The organism is Cupriavidus sp. Met-2 (genome assembly GCF_049843575.1).
Lineage (GTDB): Bacteria > Pseudomonadota > Gammaproteobacteria > Burkholderiales > Burkholderiaceae > Cupriavidus > Cupriavidus metallidurans.
The window spans coordinates 1-20,036 of record NZ_JBBHZL010000026.1 but is presented as its reverse complement, the minus strand read 5'-3'; the positions used below and the strand labels follow the sequence as shown (position 1 = coordinate 20,036).

Genomic DNA, 20,036 nt, shown 5'->3' with positions numbered 1-20,036 from the left:
ACCGGGCCTGCTGGTCCTCGAGCTGGCTACGCAGCGTCTTCACTTCGGCTTCAAGCCCCAGGTTGACGGTTGCCAGGGACTCAGCGCGCGCGGTGGCGGCCGCCGCTTCGGACTCCAGCTCTTCGCCCCGCTGTGCGAAGACCTGCTCACCGTGCTCGATGGCGAGCGCCCAGAGGGACAGCATCGCATTGGCAACGGCGGGCGGGAGTGCGGCGCTCAAGGCGTCGACGCGCGCCTGCTCATCCTTCCAGAGCTTGAGTTCGTCGTTGATCGTCGTCCGGCTGCCCTGGCGGATTTCCGCGTAGATCAGGTCGACGGTGAGTTCATGTGGGCGTCGGCCGGCAGCAACGAGCCGCGCGGCGGCTTCACGGGTGCGAAAGCGGGTATTGCTGATGCGGCTCATTGGAACTAAACCTGAAAAGTGCTCCGGGAGCTGGGTTTTGAACTAAAATCTTCATGTATATGATGGTATCACATTATATATATAACGATGTCTTCTAGAAATTTACGATAAGACCGATAATCGTAAGCATCCCAGGTGTACGATGCGAGACCCTGCCGAAAAATCGCGTCAGTCCATGAACCTGCCCGCCACCGAGCCTGTTGTCCCCCTCATGCTGCCGGCCGCACTGGACGGCCACGACGGCACGAATCGCGCGCGCGGCGCTAACCGACAGATCACGGCCGATACCGACCTTGAGGCCGTCCGCCTGTGGCTTGCCGAGTACGCCAGCTCGCCGCACACGCTGCGCAGCTACCGCAAGGAAGTGGTGCGGCTGCTCGTCTGGGCGACGCGCACGCTGGGCAAGCCGCTGTCGAGCCTTACGCGCGAAGATTTCCTGATTTACGAGCAATTTCTTGCCGCACCGTCCGCAAACTGGGTCGATCCCGTCCTGCCACGGCGCGGGGGCACGCGGCGGCTGTTCGACGGGCCGCTTTCCGAGCGCAGCCGGCGCCAGGCCCTCGGTATCCTTTGCGGGCTGCTCAATTACCTGGTGGCCGCCGGATACCTTGCCGGCAATCCGCTTGCACTGCGGCGCTCGTCCTCGGCAATGCCGGCACGGACCCGCCGCATTGAACGTTACCTCGATCACGCGCTTTGGCAGGTTGTGCTGGAATCGATGGAGACCTGGCCGCAGGCCTCCGCGCGCGAGCGCCAGCACTACGAACGCAGCCGATGGCTGATCCGGCTGCTGTACCACACCGCATTGCGGGCAAGCGAAGCCGCCAACGCACAGGCGGCGGACTTCTTCCAGCGTCGCGGCCGCTGGTGGCTGCACGTCATCGGCAAGGGTGGCGCCGAGGGCGAGGTACCAGTCTCCGACACCCTCATGGCCGACTTCGCACGCTACCGCGCATTCCATGATCTGGCACCCATGCCCTTGCCGGCCGAAAGCACGCCGGCCGTCATGAGCATCGCCGGCGACGCCAAGCGGCACCTGACGCCGACGGCCATCTACCTGATTGCCAAGGAAGTGTTCCGCCGGGCCGCCGACACCCTCGAGCCAACCGATCCGATCGGCGCGGCCACACTGCGCCGGGCCTCGACGCACTGGCTGCGGCACTCGGCGGCTTCGCATCAGGCCGACGCCGGCACTGATATCCGCTTTATCCAGAAGAACCTTCGCCACGCCTCGATCGAGACGACCGGGATCTACTTGCACGCCGAAGATGACCGCCGGCATGCCCAGACCACTCAGGCGGGGTCAGAACCGGAAGCCGCTGCCGTACCGGCCGGGAGCCTCCCCGCGTAGAATGCTCCCCGCGTTGTCAACCTCTGAATCCCTCAACCGATGTCTGTCTCCTACGATCCCCGCCAAATTGCGGAATGGCTGGACTCCTACACGGTGTCCAAGGCTCGCTCCTATGCGAGCGCTGTCTCGGAGTTGCGCTGGATCGACGAGGATACCTTGGCGGGACTGGTGCAAGGCACCCGTACGCGCCCGTATGACGTGCGTGCGTATTTCCACGACATCGACGAAGACATGTGGGTGGAGGGAGAATGCACGTGTCCGGTCGGCGTTGACTGCAAGCACGTGGCAGCGCTGTTGATCGCCGGCCTTGCGCACCAGCCGAAGCCATCGGCCGCCGGCGTGCGCGCGGAACTGGTGACCTGGCTGGAAAATTTTCGCGCTCGACGCACGGCAGCCAATCCCGCTGCCAAGAAAAAACCAGCCAAGGCCACGCATGCCCTGGCCTATGTGATCGGGCAATCGTATCGCGGCTGCGAGATTTCCCTCTACAAGGCCCGCGTGGGGGCCGACGGTACGATTCGCTCGGTCGACGATCGGTGGCAGAACGTCGAGAAAGCGCTGGTCGAACCGCCGAAATTTGTTTCCGAGGAGGATCTGTCGATCCTGCGCGGATTGTGGCTGGGCCGCTCGCATGCCGCCTATACCGGTGGTTTTGCTCTGCAGGGCGCAACCGGCGCCGCCATCCTGGAAAAGCTCATCGCCACCGGGCGTGCATTTACTTCCTTTGTTCCCGCAGGCGCCCACTACCCCGGATCACACTGCCCGGTGCACTGCGGATCAGAGCGCGGCGCAAAGATGACCTGGCAAGCGCAACCCGACACGCGCGTGCGGCCAGTCTTGCAGGCCGAGCCACCCGCCACCCTGTTGCTGACGACCACCCAGCCCTGCTGGTATGTGGACGCGCATTCTGGCGAAGCTGGCATACTCGCCATGCCGTGGCCGGCGGAACAGGTCACGGATTTCCTGTCGATGCCGGCCATCACGCTGGACGAGGCGGCGCTCGTTGGCAATGTGTTGCGTGAAGTCGCCCCCGACCTACCCATGCCGCCCGCGCCCGACGCGTCGTCCGTGCAGGTGATCGACACCGTAGCGACGCCCGTACTGACTCTCGACACCTTGCCGACCTGGTCAGTGTCGCCACTGGATTTTGCGACGGTCAGTTTTGATTACGCAGGTCACAGCATCCCTGCAAATAGCAGCACCACCCTCGTTCGCACTGCTGGCAGCGAGGTCATCCAGATCAAAAGAGACGCCAATCTCGAGCGGAAACGTCAGACCGAGTTGCAAAAGGCGGGCTTCAGAAAAATTCCGGCCAACCGTGCATATGGTTACAAACCGTTTCCAGATGGCATCCTCGGCCCCGAAGATGTCGACGACTGGCCGGATCTCATGAAGCTGGTGCTACCCGCACTACAGGCAAGCGGCTGGCGCGTCGTCATGAGCGACGAGTTTCGGCACAACGTGATCGAAATCGAAGCGATTGACGGCAGCCTGCGTCAGACCGGCGACGGCTGGTTTGACGTCGAGATGGGCATCACAGTCAATGGTCGCACGGTGCGCCTGGAGCCGCTGCTAGCAGACCTCTTTCGTCGCGATGAGCGCTGGCTGTCGGGCAGGCTCGATACCATCGCGGACGACGAAGCGATCGACATGAAAACCGACCGCAACGAGCGGCTTCGCCTGCGTGCCGACCGGCTTAAACCAGTCGTGCGCGTGCTGATCGACCTGTTCGACTCGCTCGGCACCGGCATGCGCATTTCCGAGTGGGATGCGGCCCGGCTCCATGCGCTGGATCAGACCGGGCGCTGGCAGTTTGACGGCGACGCATCGATCCGGCAGCTCGCGCAGCGCTTGATGGCGGGTCCTGGGGTGACAGACGTGCCGGTACCGCGTGGCCTGAAGGCCGAACTCCGTACCTACCAGCGTCAGGGTCTTGCCTGGATGCAGTTCCTGCGCGAACACGGGCTGTCCGGCGTGCTCGCCGACGATATGGGCCTCGGCAAGACCATCCAGGCACTTGCGCACATCCTCACCGAAAAGGAACGTGGCAGGCTGGACCGGCCTGCGCTGATCGTCGTGCCAACGACCCTCATGCACAACTGGTGCGAGGAAGCGCAGCGCTTCACGCCGAAGCTGCGCGTCCTGGATCTGCACGGGCCCCAACGCCACGAGCGCTTTGACCAGATCGGCAAGCACGATCTCATCCTGACCACCTACGCCTTGCTGTGGCGTGACGAGGAAGTTCTTGCCAAGCACGACTTTCACCTGCTGATCCTAGACGAGGCGCAGTACGTCAAGAATGCCGCCACCAAATCCGCCGCAACCATCCGCGAACTGCGTGCAAGACACCGCCTTTGCCTGACAGGCACGCCGCTCGAGAACCATCTCGGCGAACTGTGGGCCCAGTTTGACTTCCTGCTGCCTGGCTTCCTCGGTACCCGTCAGGACTTCACCCGCCGCTGGCGCACGCCCATCGAGAAAGGCGGCGATGCTGTTCGACGTGAACTGCTCGCGCGACGCATCCGACCGTTCATGCTGCGTCGGCGCAAGGATGAGGTCGCCGCCGAGTTGCCCCCGAAGACGATGATAGTGCGCACGGTCGAGCTCGAAGGCGCGCAGCGTGACCTGTACGAGACGGTGCGCGCGGCCATGCAGGAAAAGGTCCGTGCGGCCGTCGCAGCAAAAGGCCTCGCGCGCAGCCACATCATCGTGCTGGAGGCGTTGCTCAAGCTGCGCCAGGTCTGCTGCGATCCGCGGCTCGTCAAAATCAGCCAGGCGGCCCGGATCAAGGAATCGGCCAAGCTTGATCTGCTACTCGACATGCTGCCCGAACTAATCGAGGAAGGCCGTCGCATCCTGCTGTTCTCGCAGTTCACCAGCATGCTCGACCTCATTGCGGCGGCGCTGGAAAAAGCTGGGATTCCATACGTCATGCTGACCGGGGATGCCACCGATCGCGTCACACCAGTCAAGCGCTTCAAGCAAGGTGAGGTGCCGCTTTTCCTGATCAGCCTGAAGGCCGGTGGCGTTGGCCTGAACCTGACGGCGGCCGACACCGTCATTCACTACGATCCCTGGTGGAATCCCGCCGTAGAAAATCAGGCGACCGACCGCGCTCACCGTCTCGGGCAGGACAAGCCTGTGTTTGTTTACAAGCTGATCACCGCCGGCAGTGTTGAGGAGAAAATCGTCGCGATGCAGGAGCAGAAGGCGGCGCTTGCCAACGCGATCCTGTCGGAAGATGGCGCCGGCGCCGTCAAGTTCTCCGCCGACGACATCGAGGCGCTCTTTGAGCCGATCCCGGCCGCACCACCTGTTGTGGCACCGGCGGCGAAGCCCCGATCCCGCACCAGGACGGGAACATAAAAATGGCCTTGCCGCGACGCATAGTCGAGGTCTGACCAGCACGAACCCCAATGGCAAAAACGGGCGACAACCAACACGAACAGCGCATCTCGATGGAGATCGTGGTCGACCGCGTACACCGAAGAAGAATGCGCGATGGCGTGGTACTGCCATCTCGAGGACAGTCTGAGCTTTCCATTCGAAGCGCGGGTACGTCAGGCGATGGTGGCCTCCCCGCTGCGCTCAGGTGACAGAGTCTCCGTCTTCAGACTCGCGCATGATCAGTTGTGCCGCGTTGCCATCTTCGTGCACGCACTTTACAACCAGCGTGAACTCGTCGTGCCCCTTGCCCAGCTTGTTCCCGTCCGCGCCGACCAGAGCACGCACCTTGCCGTCTCTGACTGGCACTACTGGCACGACCAAGGTTGCAGCTTCTGCCCCCCGCACGATCTGACATCCCCCGGCATAATCCCCGAGCGCAACTTACAGGGCGCTCGGGCCGTTATCAGGTCAAGTCGCACCCTGCCAGCCCTTGCCTGGTCAGGGGCTGGCGGAAGATTTGCACTTTTCGGGGGATGGGCAGAAATAGCCTACCAGTAGCCGTAGAGGCTTGCCACCACCGCCAGCGCGCGCGTGCGGGTCGCTTCTGACAAGGGCGGCGCGGCGTCCTCCCTGCCGGTCTCCCCGTGCTGCAGCGCGTGCCGGTAGCCGAGCAACCGCTGGCGCGTGAGGTCCGAGAGCGGCCCAAGCTCGTGCGCGCCGCACCAGCGCATCAGGCGGCGCAGTTCGGCGCCATAGGCGCGCAACGTGTGGGGCGAGCGCCCGGTTCGGTCGCGCAGGAAGAGCGCCAGCGCCTGTGCATCGTCGGCGGCGCCGAGCGTGTTGGCCGCCGCGTGCGGCTGGGCGAAGCGGCCGGCGCGCGTGAGCCACGCGTGGTCAGCAGGGCCGTAAGCGGCCAGCCACGGGTTCGCCGCGACAGCTCCCCTCGCTTCCGCGGCGGTCGGCACCGTTGCTTCGCTCGCTAAGGCGGCGGTGGACCGGATGCGGCGCCGGTGCGTGTGCAGCAGCCGCGCGAGGACCGTCTCCGGGCGGGGCGCCAGATCCGCCGTCACCGTGCGCAGGCGCCCGCGCTCCCAGTATTCGACTGCCCCATCGTGCGCCAGCAGCAGCTTGAGCACGGTCGGCTGCGCGGCCTTGGCGTCGGCCAGCGAGCCATAGCGGCGCTTGACGCGCGCCAGCGTCCAGTGCGCGTAGACCGGGTGCCCGAGTGCCTCCGCCAGGTAGGCGAGGGCCGCCGCGACGGTGGCCGGCAGTGGGCGCGGCGGCACCGCGCCCGTATCGATCCAGTCGGCCGGCTTCATGACTGGGCGGTCCGCTTGGCGGCCGCCTTGCCCGTCGATCTGGGCACGCGCGTCTTGGCCGCTGGTGGCGCCGCGGCCAGGGTCGCACGCAGCAGCTCGTCGAGCTGGGCGCGCTGGCTGGCGGTGACGGCCTTGAGTGCGCTCGCCTCGCCCGCGGCGGTCTGGCGCGCGGCCCGCTCGCTGGCCAGGTCGGCGTCGAGTCGTGCGCGCTCGTCTTCCAGCGCGGCGATGCGCCGCTCGGCGAATTTGAGTTGGGAGGCCAGTTGCGCGCGCTCGGCCCGCACCGCGTCGCGCTGGTGCGCGGTTTCCTGCAGGAGCTGCTTCGACAGCGCCTCGTAGCGCGCCTGGGTGGTGGCGATCGCCTCGGTGTGGGTGCGCTCGCCCGCCGTGGCGCGCTCCTGGGCGGTCGCCAGCGCCGCCTCGAGCTCGCCCCGGCGTGCGGCTTGCTCATCGGCGCGCGCGCACGCCGCCGCCTGGGCGGCGCACGCTACGGCCAGCGCGGTGTCGCGCGCGGCGAGCTGGCCGCGCACCTCGCTCAGTTCGGCCCGCAGCAGCTCGACCCGCAGTTCGGCCTCGGCGCGGGCGGCCTCGGCGGTGTCGGCTGTGGCTTGCGCCTCGCGCTTCAGGCGCACCACGTCGTCGAGCTGCACCGCGACCGCGGCCTGCCACAGCGCGCGCATCGCTTCGGCGATCTCGACCGGAATCTCGGGCAGGGCGAGGTCGGCCAGGCCCGAGCGCACCACCTCGGCCTCGATCGCGTTGAGCGTACGCGACAGCGTTGCAGGGTCACCGCCGCCCAGGCGGTCACGCAGCTTGCGCACCGACACCACGCGGCGAAAGCGTGCGGCCGTGGGCGGCGCCGCGTCGCCGGCCTCGGTGAGCATGGCCAGCACGGTGGCGCGGATCTGGTCGGGGGTGGCGGCGAGGCGGGGCATGGCAGTTTCCGGAGGCGCATTTCAGCCTATCTTACGCACATACCTAACGTTAGAAAAGCCATTTATGTGTTGCTTGGGAAAACCAAAGACGGATAAATCTAGTTATCTTGCGGAAACAATGGCTTCCAGCCACAGGGCGCGCTTGGCCGCGCGGCGGGGGCGGTCAACGTTCCAAAACCAAGGGGAAAAGGACCAGTCAGCAAGTGACTGATTTGACTAGGGTTTTAGGGTGGGCATCACCCTGGAACCCGCATGGCTGCTACGGGTGGCTACCCCGGTAAATTGCGGCGAAATCAAGGGGACCCCTGATCCAGACATTCGTCTATTCGCTGGCCTGGCCGCATATCCAGTGGGCGGCGATGCTGGTGGTGCGGCTGCGCCCGGGTGCGGGTAACTAGTCGCTGGACGAACTGTAGGGGGCGAGCACTAACCGTCTCGCGCGGCGGCTTGCGAACCATAGGTCGGCCCGCGGCCGGAAAAATGCTTGACCTTCCCTGCCGTGGGAACGTCCATATTAACCATGGGGGACAGAAGCCCCTGCGGCGTGGCAGGACCAAGTCGGCAGAGAGCATCGGATTTTCCGCCGGAGGTTAGTCAAATGGGCGTTCCGGGGCGCACGTTGTATGAAGAGGTCTTTGCGGTGTTCGAAAGGGCATGCCAGGAAAGCGATTTCGAGCTGGCCGAGGACCTCCTGCTCGCCCTAGAAGCGATGGATCGCCGGCAGGAAGCTCATCGGCAACTCGACCGCGCCTACCTGCTGCTAGCCGATCTCTGAGAACGGGAGTCCCCCGACTTTGGTTTCTACCTGCTTGCCATCGGCTGGCCAATGCCCCTGGGGACAGCAGTGGTCCTCTTCCATGCCTTAGCGTGCAATATTTTCCGTTTTCTGAAGTGACCCCTTCTTTACGGAGTCCCGCGTATACCAGTCGTTCTTCTCGACAACCGGCTCTTTGCGATAGTGCCGCATGACCCGAAGAAAGCACTCGAGAGGCTGTTCCTTCTTTCGTAACCATCGGGCCTAACGTCGTCGGAGACAATTGCACGTTCCGGCTAATTCGAGAAACATCGTCTATTTTGCAGAAAGCGGCCGCTAACCGATCGAGCGGGGGAGTATCCGAAGGTCTTGCGAGCGCCGAGGCAATTTCTTCCATGTGCGCCGGGCTGCAAGGAAACTCATGTCGATCGGACAGTGCGCTCACTTTGGCTTGCAGAGCCGGGTTCGTGCCCTCGTGAAGGTACGCAAACAGGTTGTAATCCAGGTAAATTCTCATGCGATGGAGTTTGCGTATTGTTAAGCGCGCTCATACGTTTGGGAAATGCTGGCCGAACCTGAAGTTGGCGCATTCGCGCTGCACGTGGCTTGGGAGCAGTGGGAGTCTTACTTCTTCGACATTTGAAGGATTCTGAGCACGATGAGTGCGAAGGCAGTCGCGACGATGGCCGTCACCGCATGGCCCATGCCGGCGGCCACGCCGATCGCGGCAGCAATCCAGATGCTCGCGGCAGTTGTGAGCCCCCTGACGTGTGTCTCATTGTCCGGCTTCAGGATCGCCCCTGCACAAAGGAATCCGATGCCTGACGTGAGACCCTGAAGCACGCGGCTCATGTCGGCAAGCTGCACGCCCGCCTGGAGGGGAACCACGACAAAAACGCATGCCCCCAGCGCGACGAGCATGTGAGTGCGCACGCCTGCGGATTTTCCCGAGCTCTCCCGCTCGTACCCCAGCAAGCCCCCCAAAACGATAGAGACGGTCATTCGAACGACGGCACGTACTGCCTCGGCAGCATTAGCGAGATCGGAGAATTCCGAGCTCAATGTGCGGATGATGTCGTTCATTGCGGAGCGTCTCTGGGTGTGTCCTGAAAATGGCCAAGACAGTCTATGTCGCAGAAGATGACTGTCAGATTGCCGAGCTATGACACAACCGGATTCGCTGGCCGGGGGGCAAGATTAACAACGTATTACATTTCGGCAATAAAGCCTGACAACGGAAGGGCAACCTTAGAATGCCGGCCATTAGTGCTCGTTTTCGCGCCAGTGTGTCCACTCGAAGTGCGCGACATTCTCCTCCAGCCCCCGAACCGCATGACCGATTCTTCAATCTCCCCGTCCCAACCCGCTGGTCTCTCGAGGGCGCTGGACAATTTCCTGACACGCCACCGCATCGGCGTTTGGCGTGTTGTCGTAACGTTTGTCCTGGCAAGTCTGGTCTTTGGCCATTCTCGCTGGGACGGTACCTGGGTGTCGCCGCTGCTGCTGACGCTGGGGATGTTGGGGGTGAGCCTGGCCACGGTCGGGCGGCTCTGGTGCGCGTTGTACATTTCCGGGCGCAAGAACAATACCTTGGTGACCTCGGGTCCATATTCACTGTGTCGCCATCCGCTCTATGTCTGCAACTTGCTAGGCATTATCGGACTAGGGGCGATGACCGAGTCGCTGGCGGTTACCGCAGTCCTGGCGCTCGCATTTGCGCTGATGTACCCGGCTGTCATCCGGACGGAAGACCGCTTTCTGGCTTCCGCCTTCCCGGAATTCGCCGAATACGCACGCCGTACACCAGCGTTCTTTCCCCGTCTGTCGCTGTATAGGGGGGAGTCGACATGGACGGTCCATGTGTCTTCCTTTCAACGCAATATTGCGGACTCGGTCTGGTTTCTCGGCCTGTCGGTGGTCGTGGAGTCGTTTGATTTGTTCCATGACGCCGGCGTCCTCCGGGCGGTCGTGACGCTTGCCTGATGCGGGCAACTCCGCATACACGTACAGCCATGCACTACGCTCACGTCTCCGATTCTGTTGTCGAGAGCATGCTCGTGATGCTGGTCGGCCTGATCGTCCTGTATGTGGGGTTCGCTGTCTATTTGCGGTGGAAGCATGGGCCCGCCCCCAAGCGTAAGACTGATGAGGGGCGAAAGCGGCACCCCAAAACGAGCAGGCGAAAGCGATAATCGTAATCTGCTCTTAATGCTGGTGATCGAGGATTCATGTAAACTTCGGCGACGGCCCAGCCGTTAGTACTTCAACCCCAAGCCCCCCGCACAGTCTCCCAAGGAATGCGACGTTTCGTTCTGATCTTCGTGCTGCTCATTTTGCCGTTCCAGTTTTCCTGGGCGGCAGCGGCACGCTATTGTCAGCACGAGAAAGCCACGGCCACTTGGCACCTTGGGCACCACGAGCATCGTCATCAGCAGCCGGAAGGTAAAACGGATGCCGAGAAAAAGCCATTCGTGGATACAGACTGCGGGGTATGCCATCTGGTCTCCCTCCCGTTCGTCTATGGACAGACGCAGGACGTGTTGATAGCGAATCGGGTAGAAGTGACCGATACTCAACATTCGTCCGAGTTCTCGTCTCTGAATGCCAGGGCTCCCGACCGTCCTCAGTGGCAGCGTCTCGCTTGATCGGCGAGACGACGACTCTTTTTCTCCTTTCGTCTCTCGCCGAATTCTCCTGGTCACATACCTTGGTGCAATTCGATGCGAAGACTATTTCTGCCGCTCGGGCTGGCGGTAGCATTTCTCAGCCCAAACTTTGCCGTAGCGCAATCTGACACCGGCACGTCCATGGTGCCCGTCTTCCCAAGGGAAGCGGCGGGACCGTTGACCCTCGAGGCCGCGTTGTCGCTGGCGGCAGGAAGCAATTTCAACCTGTCCGCCGCCGCCAAGGAACTCGATTCCACAGAAGGTGGGATCATGCAGGCCCGGGTTATTCCGAACCCGGAACTCCAGACGCTGGTCGAGGACACGCGGAAATCCACCCGTACATCCACCGCCCAGATGAATATCCCCATCGAACTGGGCGGCAAGCGCTCGGCTCGTATCAATGCCGCGGAAAGGACGCGCGAACTGGCGCAGGCAACGCTGGCTGGCGTTCGCGGTGACATTCGGGCGCAGGTAATCGAGAGCTTTTTTTCCGTCTTGATCGCACAGGAACGCGTCAAGCTGGCAACTGGCTCCGCGGATATCGCTGCGAGGGGCGCGCAAGCCGCTTCACGCCGCGTCGCGGCCGGCAAGATCTCCCCGGTTGACGAAACTAAGGCACGTGTCGAACAGGCCAACGCCGAACTTGAATTGGCCGAAGCAACGGCGAGCCTGCAGTCCGCCCGTCAGGCGTTGACGGCGTTGTGGGGCAATGCATCGCCGCAGTTTGCCGAAGCACAGGGCAATCTGGACGCGCTGCCATCCAGGCCGGCGCCTGAACTCCTTCAGAAGGAGCTGGAAAACTCACCGCTGGTGGCCGCAAGCCGCGCTGAACTTGACCGCCGCCAGGCATTGGTGGGCGTTGAGCGCAGCCGCCAGTATCCGGATCTGACAGTCAGTCTGGGTGCCAAGCGAGATACAGAAGCCAACCGCAACATGGCGGTGATCGGTGTGGCGATCCCGTTGCCGATTTTTGACCGGAATCAGGGCAACTTGTATTCGGCCATTCGCCAGGCGGACAAGGCCCAGGATGAATATCTGGCCAATCGCATCAGCCTGACCCGAAATCTCCTGATGGCATCGAACCAGCTGTCGGTATCGCGCGCCTCGGCACAAACGCTGAAGCAGACCGTCTTGCCAGGCGCCGAGCAAGCCTTCAACGCGGCGACCATTGGCTTCGAGGCCGGCAAGTTCAATTATCTGGACGTCCTGGATGCCCAGCGCACGCTGTTCCAGGCACGCATCCGCTATCTCGGCGTGCTTGGACAAACCTATCAGGCGGCGACCACGATCGATCGCATTCTGGGACGTTAAGACGGGATTCATAAAACATGGCTATTTCGAACAAACAAAAGGCTGCCATTGCGGCCATCGTACTGGTGGGCGGCGTCGCGACTGGTGGCGTTCTGCTGAGCGGGCGCTCTGCGCCGGAAGAGCAGGGTGGGCACTCGGAATCCAAGGGGCATGGCGACACCGAGCACCATGGCAAGCAGGCGGCGGAAGCCGACCACAAGGATGACAAGTCACACGGCGACGGCGAGCATCACGAGGTCAAGAAGGGCCCCAATGGTGGCGCGCTCTTTTCGCGTGATGGCTATGACGTCGAAATTGGCACGGCCGAATCCAAGGGCGAGGCCCGTATTCGGCTCTGGGTTAGCAAGTCTGGGAAGGCGGTGGCAAATGGCGTGGCAGCGACAGGCCAGCTCGTGCGGGCTACGGGCGAGTCTCAAGCGCTCAAGTTCGTGGTGTCTGGCGACGCGCTGGAAAGCCAACAGCCAGTTGCCGAGCCCCATGTCTTTGACGTGACCGCAAATGTGACCTTGCCCGGTTCGTCTTCGCCACTCGCCGTGCGGCTCTCGAAAGAGGAAGGCAAGATTGAGTTGACAGCGGACCAGCTGGCCAAGACAGGGGTAGTGGTTCAAACCGCGGGCTCGGCAAAGGTCCAGGCTGGCGTCCAGTTCCCCGGCGAAATCCGTTTCAACGAAGACAAGACAGCCCACGTGGTGCCGCGACTGGCTGGCGTCGTAGAGAGCGTTCCGGCCAATATTGGGCAACAGGTTAAGAAGGGACAGGTTCTCGCGGTCATCGCGAGCACCGGACTTTCTGACCAGCGCAGCGAACTGCTCGCAGCACAGAAACGTCTGGATCTGGCGCGTGTCACTTATGACCGCGAGAAGAAGCTCTGGGAACAGAAGATCTCTGCGGAGCAAGATTATCTGAGCGCCCGCAACGCGCTGCAGGAAGCGCAGATCAGTGTCCAGAACGCGCAGCAGAAGCTGACCGCCATTGGCGCCAGCAACAGCTCGACGGCACTCAATCGCTACGAGCTGCGCGCACCGTTCGACGGCATGATCGTTGAAAAGCATATCTCGCTTGGGGAAGCGGTGGCGGACAACGCCAACGTGTTCACGCTGTCGGATCTGTCGTCCGTCTGGGCCGAGTTCGTGGTGTCTGCCAAGGATGTCGAGCGGGTGCGCATCGGCGAAAAGGCGTCGATCAATTCGGCATCGTCCGATGTGAAGGCAGATGGCACCGTTTCATACGTGGGTTCGCTGCTGGGCGAGCAGACGCGGACGGCGAAGGCCCGCGTAACATTGACCAATCCACAGATGGCTTGGCGACCGGGTCTCTTCGTCACGGTCGACGTATTCGGTGCTGATGTCGAGGTGCCCGTTGCGGTGAAGACCGAGGCCGTCCAGGACGTCAATGGCGAGAGCGTAGTCTTTGTCGCGGTTCAAGGTGGATTCGTGCCGCAGCCGGTGAAGGTCGGCCGGACAAACGGCAAGGTCATCGAGATTGTCGAGGGCCTGAAGCCGGGCGCACGTTACGCCGCCGCCAACAGTTTTGTTCTGAAGGCCGAACTTGGCAAATCCAGCGCCGAACACGGCCATTGATACGGGGGAAACAGCAATGTTTGAACGTATCATTAGTTTCGCCATCCAGCAGCGATGGCTGGTCCTGCTCGCCGTGTTTGGAATGGCCGGGTTAGGGATTTTCAGCTACAACCGACTACCGATCGACGCGGTCCCTGACATTACCAACGTTCAGGTTCAGGTCAATACCTCGGCACCAGGCTATTCACCGCTCGAAACCGAACAGCGTGTTACGTATCCGATCGAGGTCGTGATGGCCGGCCTGCCGGGACTCGAACAGACGCGTTCCCTGTCCCGCTATGGCTTGTCGCAGGTGACGGTCATCTTCAAGGATGGCACGGACGTCTATTTCGCGCGCCAACTCGTCAACCAGCGCATCCAGGAAGCCAAGGACAATCTGCCTGAAGGCGTTGTGCCGGCGATGGGGCCTATTTCGACCGGCCTCGGGGAGATCTATCTATGGACCGTTGAAGCCGAAGAGGGTGCTCGCAAAGCTGACGGGACTGCCTATACGCCGACAGATTTGCGCGAAATCCAGGATTGGGTGGTACGGCCGCAACTGCGTAACGTGCCCGGTGTCACCGAGATCAATACTATCGGTGGTTTCAACAAGCAGTACCTGGTCGCGCCGAGTCTTGAACGGCTAGCGTCGTACGGGCTGACGCTGACCGACGTCGTCAATGCGCTGAACAAGAACAACGACAACGTGGGTGCGGGCTACATCGAGCGTAGGGGCGAGCAGTATCTGGTTCGTGCGCCGGGTCAGGTTGCGTCCGAAGACGACATCCGCAACATTATTGTCGGTACAGCGCAGGGGCAGCCGATCCGCATTCGCGACATCGGGGATGTGGAGATTGGCAAGGAACTGCGTACCGGTGCGGCAACCGAGAATGGCAAGGAAGTTGTGCTGGGCACGGTATTCATGCTCATCGGCGAAAACAGCCGGGCTGTGTCAAAAGCGGTCGATGAAAAGGTCGCTTCCATTAACCGTACGATGCCGGAAGGTGTGAAGATCGTAACGGTATACGACCGGACACGTCTGGTCGACAAGGCCATTGCGACCGTCAAGAAGAACCTTCTTGAAGGCGCGGTGCTCGTCATCGTAATTCTGTTCCTTTTCCTGGGTAACATCCGCGCGGCGCTGATTACCGCGACGATCATTCCGCTGGCGATGTTGTTCACCTTCACGGGGATGGTGAACTACAAGATCAGTGCGAACCTGATGAGCTTGGGCGCGCTCGACTTCGGCATCATCATCGATGGCGCGGTGGTGATTGTCGAAAACTGTGTGAGGCGACTGGCGCATGCGCAGGAACACCATGGCCGGCCATTGACGCGCTCCGAGCGGTTCCATGAGGTGTTTGCCGCAGCGAAGGAGGCGCGTCGCCCACTGATCTTCGGTCAGCTCATCATTATGATCGTCTACCTGCCGATCTTTGCGCTGACGGGGGTGGAAGGCAAGATGTTCCACCCGATGGCGTTCACGGTCGTCCTGGCGCTGCTGGGCGCGATGATTCTGTCCGTGACGTTCGTTCCGGCTGCGGTCGCCTTGTTCATCGGCGAACGGGTGGCCGAGAAAGAAAATCGTCTCATGCTCTGGGCGAAGCGTCGCTACGAGCCGCTGCTGGAAAAGTCGCTCGCGAACACGGCCGTTGTATTGACGTTTGCCGCGGTGTCAATTGTTCTGTGCGTGGCCATTGCGGCCCGCCTGGGCAGCGAGTTCATCCCCAATCTGAACGAAGGCGACATTGCCATCCAGGCGCTGCGCATTCCTGGCACGAGCCTGTCGCAGTCCGTGGAGATGCAGAAGACGATCGAGACGACCCTCAAGGCAAAATTCCCCGAAATCGAGCGCGTGTTTGCGCGGACAGGTACGGCGGAGATTGCATCCGATCCGATGCCGCCGAATATTTCGGATGGCTACATCATGCTCAAGCCTGAGAAGGATTGGCCAGAGCCGAAGAAAACACATGCCGAACTGCTGTCCGCCATCCAGGAGGAAGCCGGCAAGATCCCCGGGAACAACTACGAGTTCTCCCAACCGATCCAGCTGCGGTTCAACGAGCTGATCTCCGGGGTCCGCTCGGACGTCGCAGTCAAGATCTTCGGCGATGACAACAACGTGCTCAGCGAGACGGCGAAGAAGGTATCGGCCGTGCTGCAGGGCATCCCCGGCGCGCAGGAGGTGAAGGTAGAACAGACCACCGGCTTGCCGATGCTGACGGTCAAGATCGATCGGGAGAAGGCGGCGCGATACGGGCTTAACATGAGCGACGTGCAAGACGCGGTGGCAACGGGCGTCGGAGGCCGTGATTCCGGAACCTTCTTCCAGGGCGATCGTCGTTTCGATATCGTGGTCCGCCTGCCCGAAGCTGTGCGCGGCGAGGTCGAGGCTCTGCGCCGATTGCCGATTCCGTTGCCAAAAGGAGTGGACGCGAGAACGACGTTTATCCCATTGAGCGAGGTGGCGACGCTGGAAATGGCGCCCGGCCCGAACCAGATCTCGCGCGAGAACGGCAAGCGCCGCATCGTGATCAGTGCCAACGTTCGTGGACGTGATATTGGTTCATTCGTGCCCGAGGCGGAAGCGGCTATCCAAAGCCAGGTCAAGATCCCGGCTGGCTACTGGATGACATGGGGTGGCACCTTTGAGCAACTGCAGTCCGCCACCACCCGCCTGCAGGTGGTAGTGCCGGTGGCGCTGTTGCTGGTCTTCGTACTGTTGTTTGCGATGTTCAACAACATCAAGGATGGCTTGCTAGTCTTCACGGGCATTCCCTTTGCGCTGACTGGCGGGATTCTTGCCCTGTGGATACGCGGCATTCCGATGTCCATTACTGCAGCGGTGGGCTTCATCGCGCTGTGCGGGGTGGCGGTGCTCAATGGTCTGGTGATGCTGTCGTTTATCCGATCGCTGCGCGAAGAAGGGCATTCCCTCGACAGCGCGGTCCGAGTTGGCGCCCTGACGCGACTGCGTCCGGTGCTGATGACGGCCCTGGTGGCATCCCTGGGTTTCGTGCCGATGGCCATCGCCACCGGTACGGGCGCTGAGGTGCAACGTCCCCTCGCAACGGTGGTAATCGGTGGCATCTTGTCGTCCACGGCGCTGACCCTACTGGTGTTGCCGGTGCTCTATCGACTTGCTCACCGCAAGGATGAGGACGCGGAAGATACTCGCGAGCCAGTCACTCAGACGCATCAACCGGATCAAGGCCGCCAGCCTGCATGACGTAAATCCTTGGGCGGTCATCGTACCGCCCAATTTTTATAGGAGTTTCTATGGGCGCAGGTCACTCACACGACCATCCCGGTGGCAACGAGCGATCGCTCAAGATCGCCCTTGCGCTGACCGGTACGTTCCTGATTGCCGAAGTGGTCGGTGGTGTCATGACGAAGAGCCTGGCGTTGATCTCCGACGCCGCGCACATGCTCACGGACACCGTCGCACTGGCCATCGCACTGGCTGCTATTGCGATCGCCAAGCGACCCGCGGACAAGAAGCGGACATTTGGCTACTACCGTTTTGAGATTCTTGCCGCGGCCTTTAACGCATTGCTGCTGTTCGGTGTGGCTATCTACATCCTGTACGAAGCCTACCTGCGGCTGAAATCGCCACCTCAGATTGAGTCAACCGGCATGTTCGTCGTGGCTGTGCTGGGCCTGATCATCAATCTCATCAGCATGCGCATGCTGTCCTCCGGGCAAAGCAGCAGCCTGAACGTGAAGGGTGCTTATCTGGAAGTCTGGAGCGATCTGCTCGGGTCGGTTGGCGTCATCGCCGGTGCGATCATCATCCGCTTCACGGGCTGGGCGTGGGTCGACTCCGCCATTGCGGTGCTGATCGGCCTCTGGGTACTGCCTCGCACGTGGATCCTGCTGAAGTCGAGCCTGAATGTGCTGCTCGAAGGCGTACCCGATGACGTGGATCTGGCAGAGGTTGAGAAGCAAATTCTGGCGACGCCCGGGGTAAAAAGCTTCCATGACCTCCACATCTGGGCACTTACCAGCGGCAAGGCGAGCTTGACGGTTCATGTCGTGAATGACACGGCCGTCAACCCGGAAATGGAAGTGCTACCGGAATTGAAGCAGATGCTGGCTGACAAATTCGATATCACGCACGTGACCATTCAGTTCGAACTGGCACCATGCGAACAAGCGGATGCAGCTCAGCATTTCAATGCATCGCCAGCACTGGTCGGATCGAAGTCGCTTGCTGCAGGAGGAAACTAAGGTGCGGGTACTTGTTGTAGAAGACGAACCGCGTACTGCGGAGTATTTGCAGAAGGGATTGTCGGAGTCGGGTTTCGTGGTCGACATCGCGAACAATGGTGGCGATGGGCTCCACATGGCGGAAGAGACCGACTACGACGTCATCATCCTGGACGTCATGCTGCCAGGTATGGACGGGTGGACGGTCATCAAGTCCATTCGATCCAAGTCCGAGACACCCGTACTGTTTCTGACGGCGCTGGATGATGTGGCGGATCGTGTCAGAGGCTTCGAGTTGGGGGCAGACGATTACCTGGTCAAGCCCTTCGCCTTTGCCGAGCTCCTTGCCCGTATCCGGCGTTGCTTGCGCCAAAGCACCTCGAAGGAGTCCGAGCGATTGCGCATTGCCGATCTGGACATCGACGTGCTTGGAAGGCGGGTATTCCGGGGAACTACCCGCATTGAATTGACGAATCAGGAGTTCTCGCTGTTGCACCTGCTCATGCGCCGGAGAGGGGAGGTGCTGTCGCGAACCACGATCGCGTCCCAGGTCTGGGACGTCAACTTCGACACGGATACCAATGTCGTTGACGTCGCGATCCGGCGCCTGAGATCCAAGGTGGATGATCCCTTCGATCAAAAGCTGATCCATACCGTACGGGGAATGGGCTATGTCCTCGACCCAGAGCGCGGCCGGTGACGGAATGAGGCCCGGGACTTCGATAACCCCGCTGTCACTGACGAGGCGGCTTGGGCTCTTCTTTGCATTGGTACTGTCTATCGCGCTGGCCAGCATGGGCGCCTTTGCTTACTACTCGCTCGCCGCGCAACTCGAGGCCAGAGACGATGAGGTTGTAAAGGGAAAACTCGAACAGGTCGAGCATTTCTTGCGCGAGGTGGACGGGGTGCAGGGCGTCCCGGCGGCGCAGCATCGCTTCGATGATCTGGTGCGAGGTTACTCGGACCTCATCGTTCGCGTCACGGCGCTGGATGGCCGGCTTTTGTTTCGCACGGGCAACGATGCATTGCTGGAAGGCACTGACCAAGCGGCGGTCACGGGAAAGTCATCGCTCATGTTCCAGTCCGCCGATGCGGTGTTGGGGCGAGACGGTACGCGGGCGACGGTGTTCGTGGCGAAGTCTGGCGAGGACAGGAAGCAGGTGACTGCGCGATTCCGGACGACGCTCGTGCTTGGTACCACCGTCGGTGTGATATTGACGGCCCTGGTGGGGGCGGCCATTACGCGCCGTGAGCTGGAGCCGGCGCACGTACTTATCAAGCAGATCAACCGGATCAGTGTGGAACGGCTGAGCTACCGGGTGGACATGCCACCCAAGCCCACCGAAGTGCGTGATATCGCCTCTGCGTTCAATGCGATGCTGCAACGCCTCGAGGATGGTTATCAGAAGCTGTCGCGGTTCTCCGCCGATCTTGCCCATGATTTGCGCACGCCGCTTAACAACCTCATTGGACATGCCGAGGTCGCCTTGTCACGAGACCGCACCGGGCCCGAGTATGTCGCCTTGGTGGAGGAAAGCCTGGTCGAATACCAGCGACTTGCGAGGATGATCGATGCGATGTTGTTCCTCGCGCGAGCTGACAGTGCCAATGTGGCGCTCGAGTTGACGGAACTCCAGTTGAATGCAGAACTTCGCAAGTTGTCCGCCTACTTTTCGGTGCTTGCAGAGGAGCGAAGCGTCGTAATCAGGGTAAGCGGGGATGCCACCCTGGTCGCTGATGCCATTCTGTTCCAGCGTGCGATCAACAATGTTCTGTCAAATGCGGTCCGTCATGCGTGGCCGAATTCGATGATAGATCTGGTGGTGCGCCGCGAAGCGGCACATTGTTGCATCGACATCACGAACGTTGGAGACCCAATCCCGGAGCGGGAACTTTCCCTCATCTTTGATCGGTTCTTCCGTGGGGATAGGGCGAGATCCAACTCGTCACAGTCCACGGGGCTGGGCCTGGCCATCGTCCTGTCGATCATGGAGCTCCATGGCGGCGACGCGTCAGCCGTGAGCGGCTTGGATGGGAAGACACGCTTTACATTGCGCTTCCCGCTCAACGGTGCTGAAGCCTCAGCGCGGGTTTCGGTGGGTAGGCCGAGTCAGGACCGACCAGTCGTTGGGTAGAGTGGTG

Annotated in this window: 16 protein-coding genes; 12 read left to right on the top strand and 4 right to left on the bottom strand. The window is 61.7% G+C overall.

The genetic code is table 11. The features are described from left to right. A partial coding sequence (locus WD006_RS28650; protein WP_029306895.1) for a DNA-binding protein occupies positions 1 to 403 on the bottom strand: 403 nt, incomplete at its 3' end. A 175-nt stretch (positions 404 to 578) separates the two neighbouring features. Between WD006_RS28650 and WD006_RS28645 the strand changes: the two genes are divergently transcribed. The 3 genes from WD006_RS28645 to WD006_RS28635 all read left to right on the top strand — a co-directional run bounded on the left by WD006_RS28645 (position 579) and on the right by WD006_RS28635 (position 5,699). Then, positions 579 to 1,754, top strand: coding sequence for a tyrosine-type recombinase/integrase (locus WD006_RS28645; RefSeq protein WP_008646544.1), 1,176 nt, complete (start codon positions 579 to 581; stop codon positions 1,752 to 1,754). A 39-nt stretch (positions 1,755 to 1,793) separates the two neighbouring features. Then, positions 1,794 to 5,120 (top strand): DEAD/DEAH box helicase, encoded by a 3,327-nt coding sequence (locus WD006_RS28640; protein ID WP_008646539.1) that lies wholly within the window; start codon positions 1,794 to 1,796, stop codon positions 5,118 to 5,120. 135 nt (positions 5,121 to 5,255) lie between these two features. Continuing rightward, positions 5,256 to 5,699 (top strand): calcium-binding protein, encoded by a 444-nt coding sequence (locus tag WD006_RS28635; protein ID WP_223277442.1) that lies wholly within the window; start codon positions 5,256 to 5,258, stop codon positions 5,697 to 5,699. Here the strand turns inward: WD006_RS28635 and WD006_RS28630 are convergent. Further along, positions 5,690 to 6,460, bottom strand: a complete 771-nt coding sequence (locus WD006_RS28630) for a site-specific integrase (RefSeq protein ID WP_020206395.1) — start codon at positions 6,458 to 6,460, stop codon at positions 5,690 to 5,692. The two genes, WD006_RS28635 and WD006_RS28630, sit on opposite strands and share 10 nt — an antisense overlap. Continuing rightward, positions 6,457 to 7,395, bottom strand: a complete 939-nt coding sequence (locus WD006_RS28625; protein WP_004635320.1) for a DNA-binding protein — start codon at positions 7,393 to 7,395, stop codon at positions 6,457 to 6,459. Before WD006_RS28625 ends, WD006_RS28630 begins: the two co-directional genes overlap by 4 nt. A 598-nt stretch (positions 7,396 to 7,993) precedes the next feature. Here WD006_RS28625 and WD006_RS28620 point away from each other — a divergent pair. After that, complete coding sequence (locus WD006_RS28620; protein ID WP_004635326.1) at positions 7,994 to 8,170, top strand: hypothetical protein; 177 nt, start codon at positions 7,994 to 7,996, stop codon at positions 8,168 to 8,170. A gap of 603 nt (positions 8,171 to 8,773) precedes the next feature. Here WD006_RS28620 and WD006_RS28615 read toward each other — a convergent pair. After that, the gene (locus WD006_RS28615) at positions 8,774 to 9,232 is read right to left on the bottom strand and encodes an MgtC/SapB family protein (RefSeq protein ID WP_004635330.1); all 459 of its coding nucleotides are present in this window, start codon (positions 9,230 to 9,232) and stop codon (positions 8,774 to 8,776) included. Positions 9,233 to 9,481: 249 nt separating this feature from the next. On the opposite strand from WD006_RS28615, the gene czcN reads away from it, so the two are divergent. The 8 genes from czcN (at position 9,482) to czcS (ending at position 20,029) form a co-directional block, all read left to right on the top strand. After that, the gene (gene czcN, locus WD006_RS28610; RefSeq protein ID WP_020206397.1) at positions 9,482 to 10,132 is read left to right on the top strand and encodes a heavy metal efflux RND transporter CzcN; all 651 of its coding nucleotides are present in this window, start codon (positions 9,482 to 9,484) and stop codon (positions 10,130 to 10,132) included. Positions 10,133 to 10,446: 314 nt separating this feature from the next. Next, positions 10,447 to 10,794 (top strand): CDF family cobalt-zinc-cadmium transporter CzcI, encoded by a 348-nt coding sequence (czcI, locus tag WD006_RS28605; RefSeq protein WP_011229345.1) that lies wholly within the window; start codon positions 10,447 to 10,449, stop codon positions 10,792 to 10,794. Between the two features lie 75 nt (positions 10,795 to 10,869). After that, on the top strand, positions 10,870 to 12,126 hold the full coding sequence (gene czcC / locus WD006_RS28600; RefSeq protein ID WP_024570390.1) for a heavy metal efflux RND transporter CzcC: 1,257 nt from the start codon (positions 10,870 to 10,872) through the stop codon (positions 12,124 to 12,126). A gap of 17 nt (positions 12,127 to 12,143) precedes the next feature. Continuing rightward, positions 12,144 to 13,706, top strand: coding sequence for a heavy metal efflux RND transporter CzcB (czcB, locus tag WD006_RS28595; protein WP_004635340.1), 1,563 nt, complete (start codon positions 12,144 to 12,146; stop codon positions 13,704 to 13,706). A 16-nt stretch (positions 13,707 to 13,722) separates the two neighbouring features. Then, the gene (gene czcA, locus WD006_RS28590) at positions 13,723 to 16,914 is read left to right on the top strand and encodes a heavy metal efflux RND transporter CzcA (protein WP_004635342.1); all 3,192 of its coding nucleotides are present in this window, start codon (positions 13,723 to 13,725) and stop codon (positions 16,912 to 16,914) included. Positions 16,915 to 16,964: 50 nt separating this feature from the next. Further along, positions 16,965 to 17,915 carry a cation diffusion facilitator family transporter gene (locus WD006_RS28585; RefSeq protein WP_004635344.1) on the top strand — a complete coding sequence of 317 codons (951 nt, stop codon included), beginning with the start codon at positions 16,965 to 16,967 and terminating at the stop codon, positions 17,913 to 17,915. A 1-nt stretch (position 17,916) separates the two neighbouring features. Continuing rightward, positions 17,917 to 18,594, top strand: a complete 678-nt coding sequence (czcR, locus tag WD006_RS28580) for a heavy metal homeostasis two-component system response regulator CzcR (protein WP_008646724.1) — start codon at positions 17,917 to 17,919, stop codon at positions 18,592 to 18,594. Between the two features lie 4 nt (positions 18,595 to 18,598). Beyond that, a complete protein-coding gene (gene czcS / locus WD006_RS28575; protein WP_011229349.1) occupies positions 18,599 to 20,029 on the top strand; it encodes a sensor histidine kinase CzcS in 1,431 nt (476 codons plus the stop codon). Positions 20,030 to 20,036 lie beyond the last annotated feature (7 nt).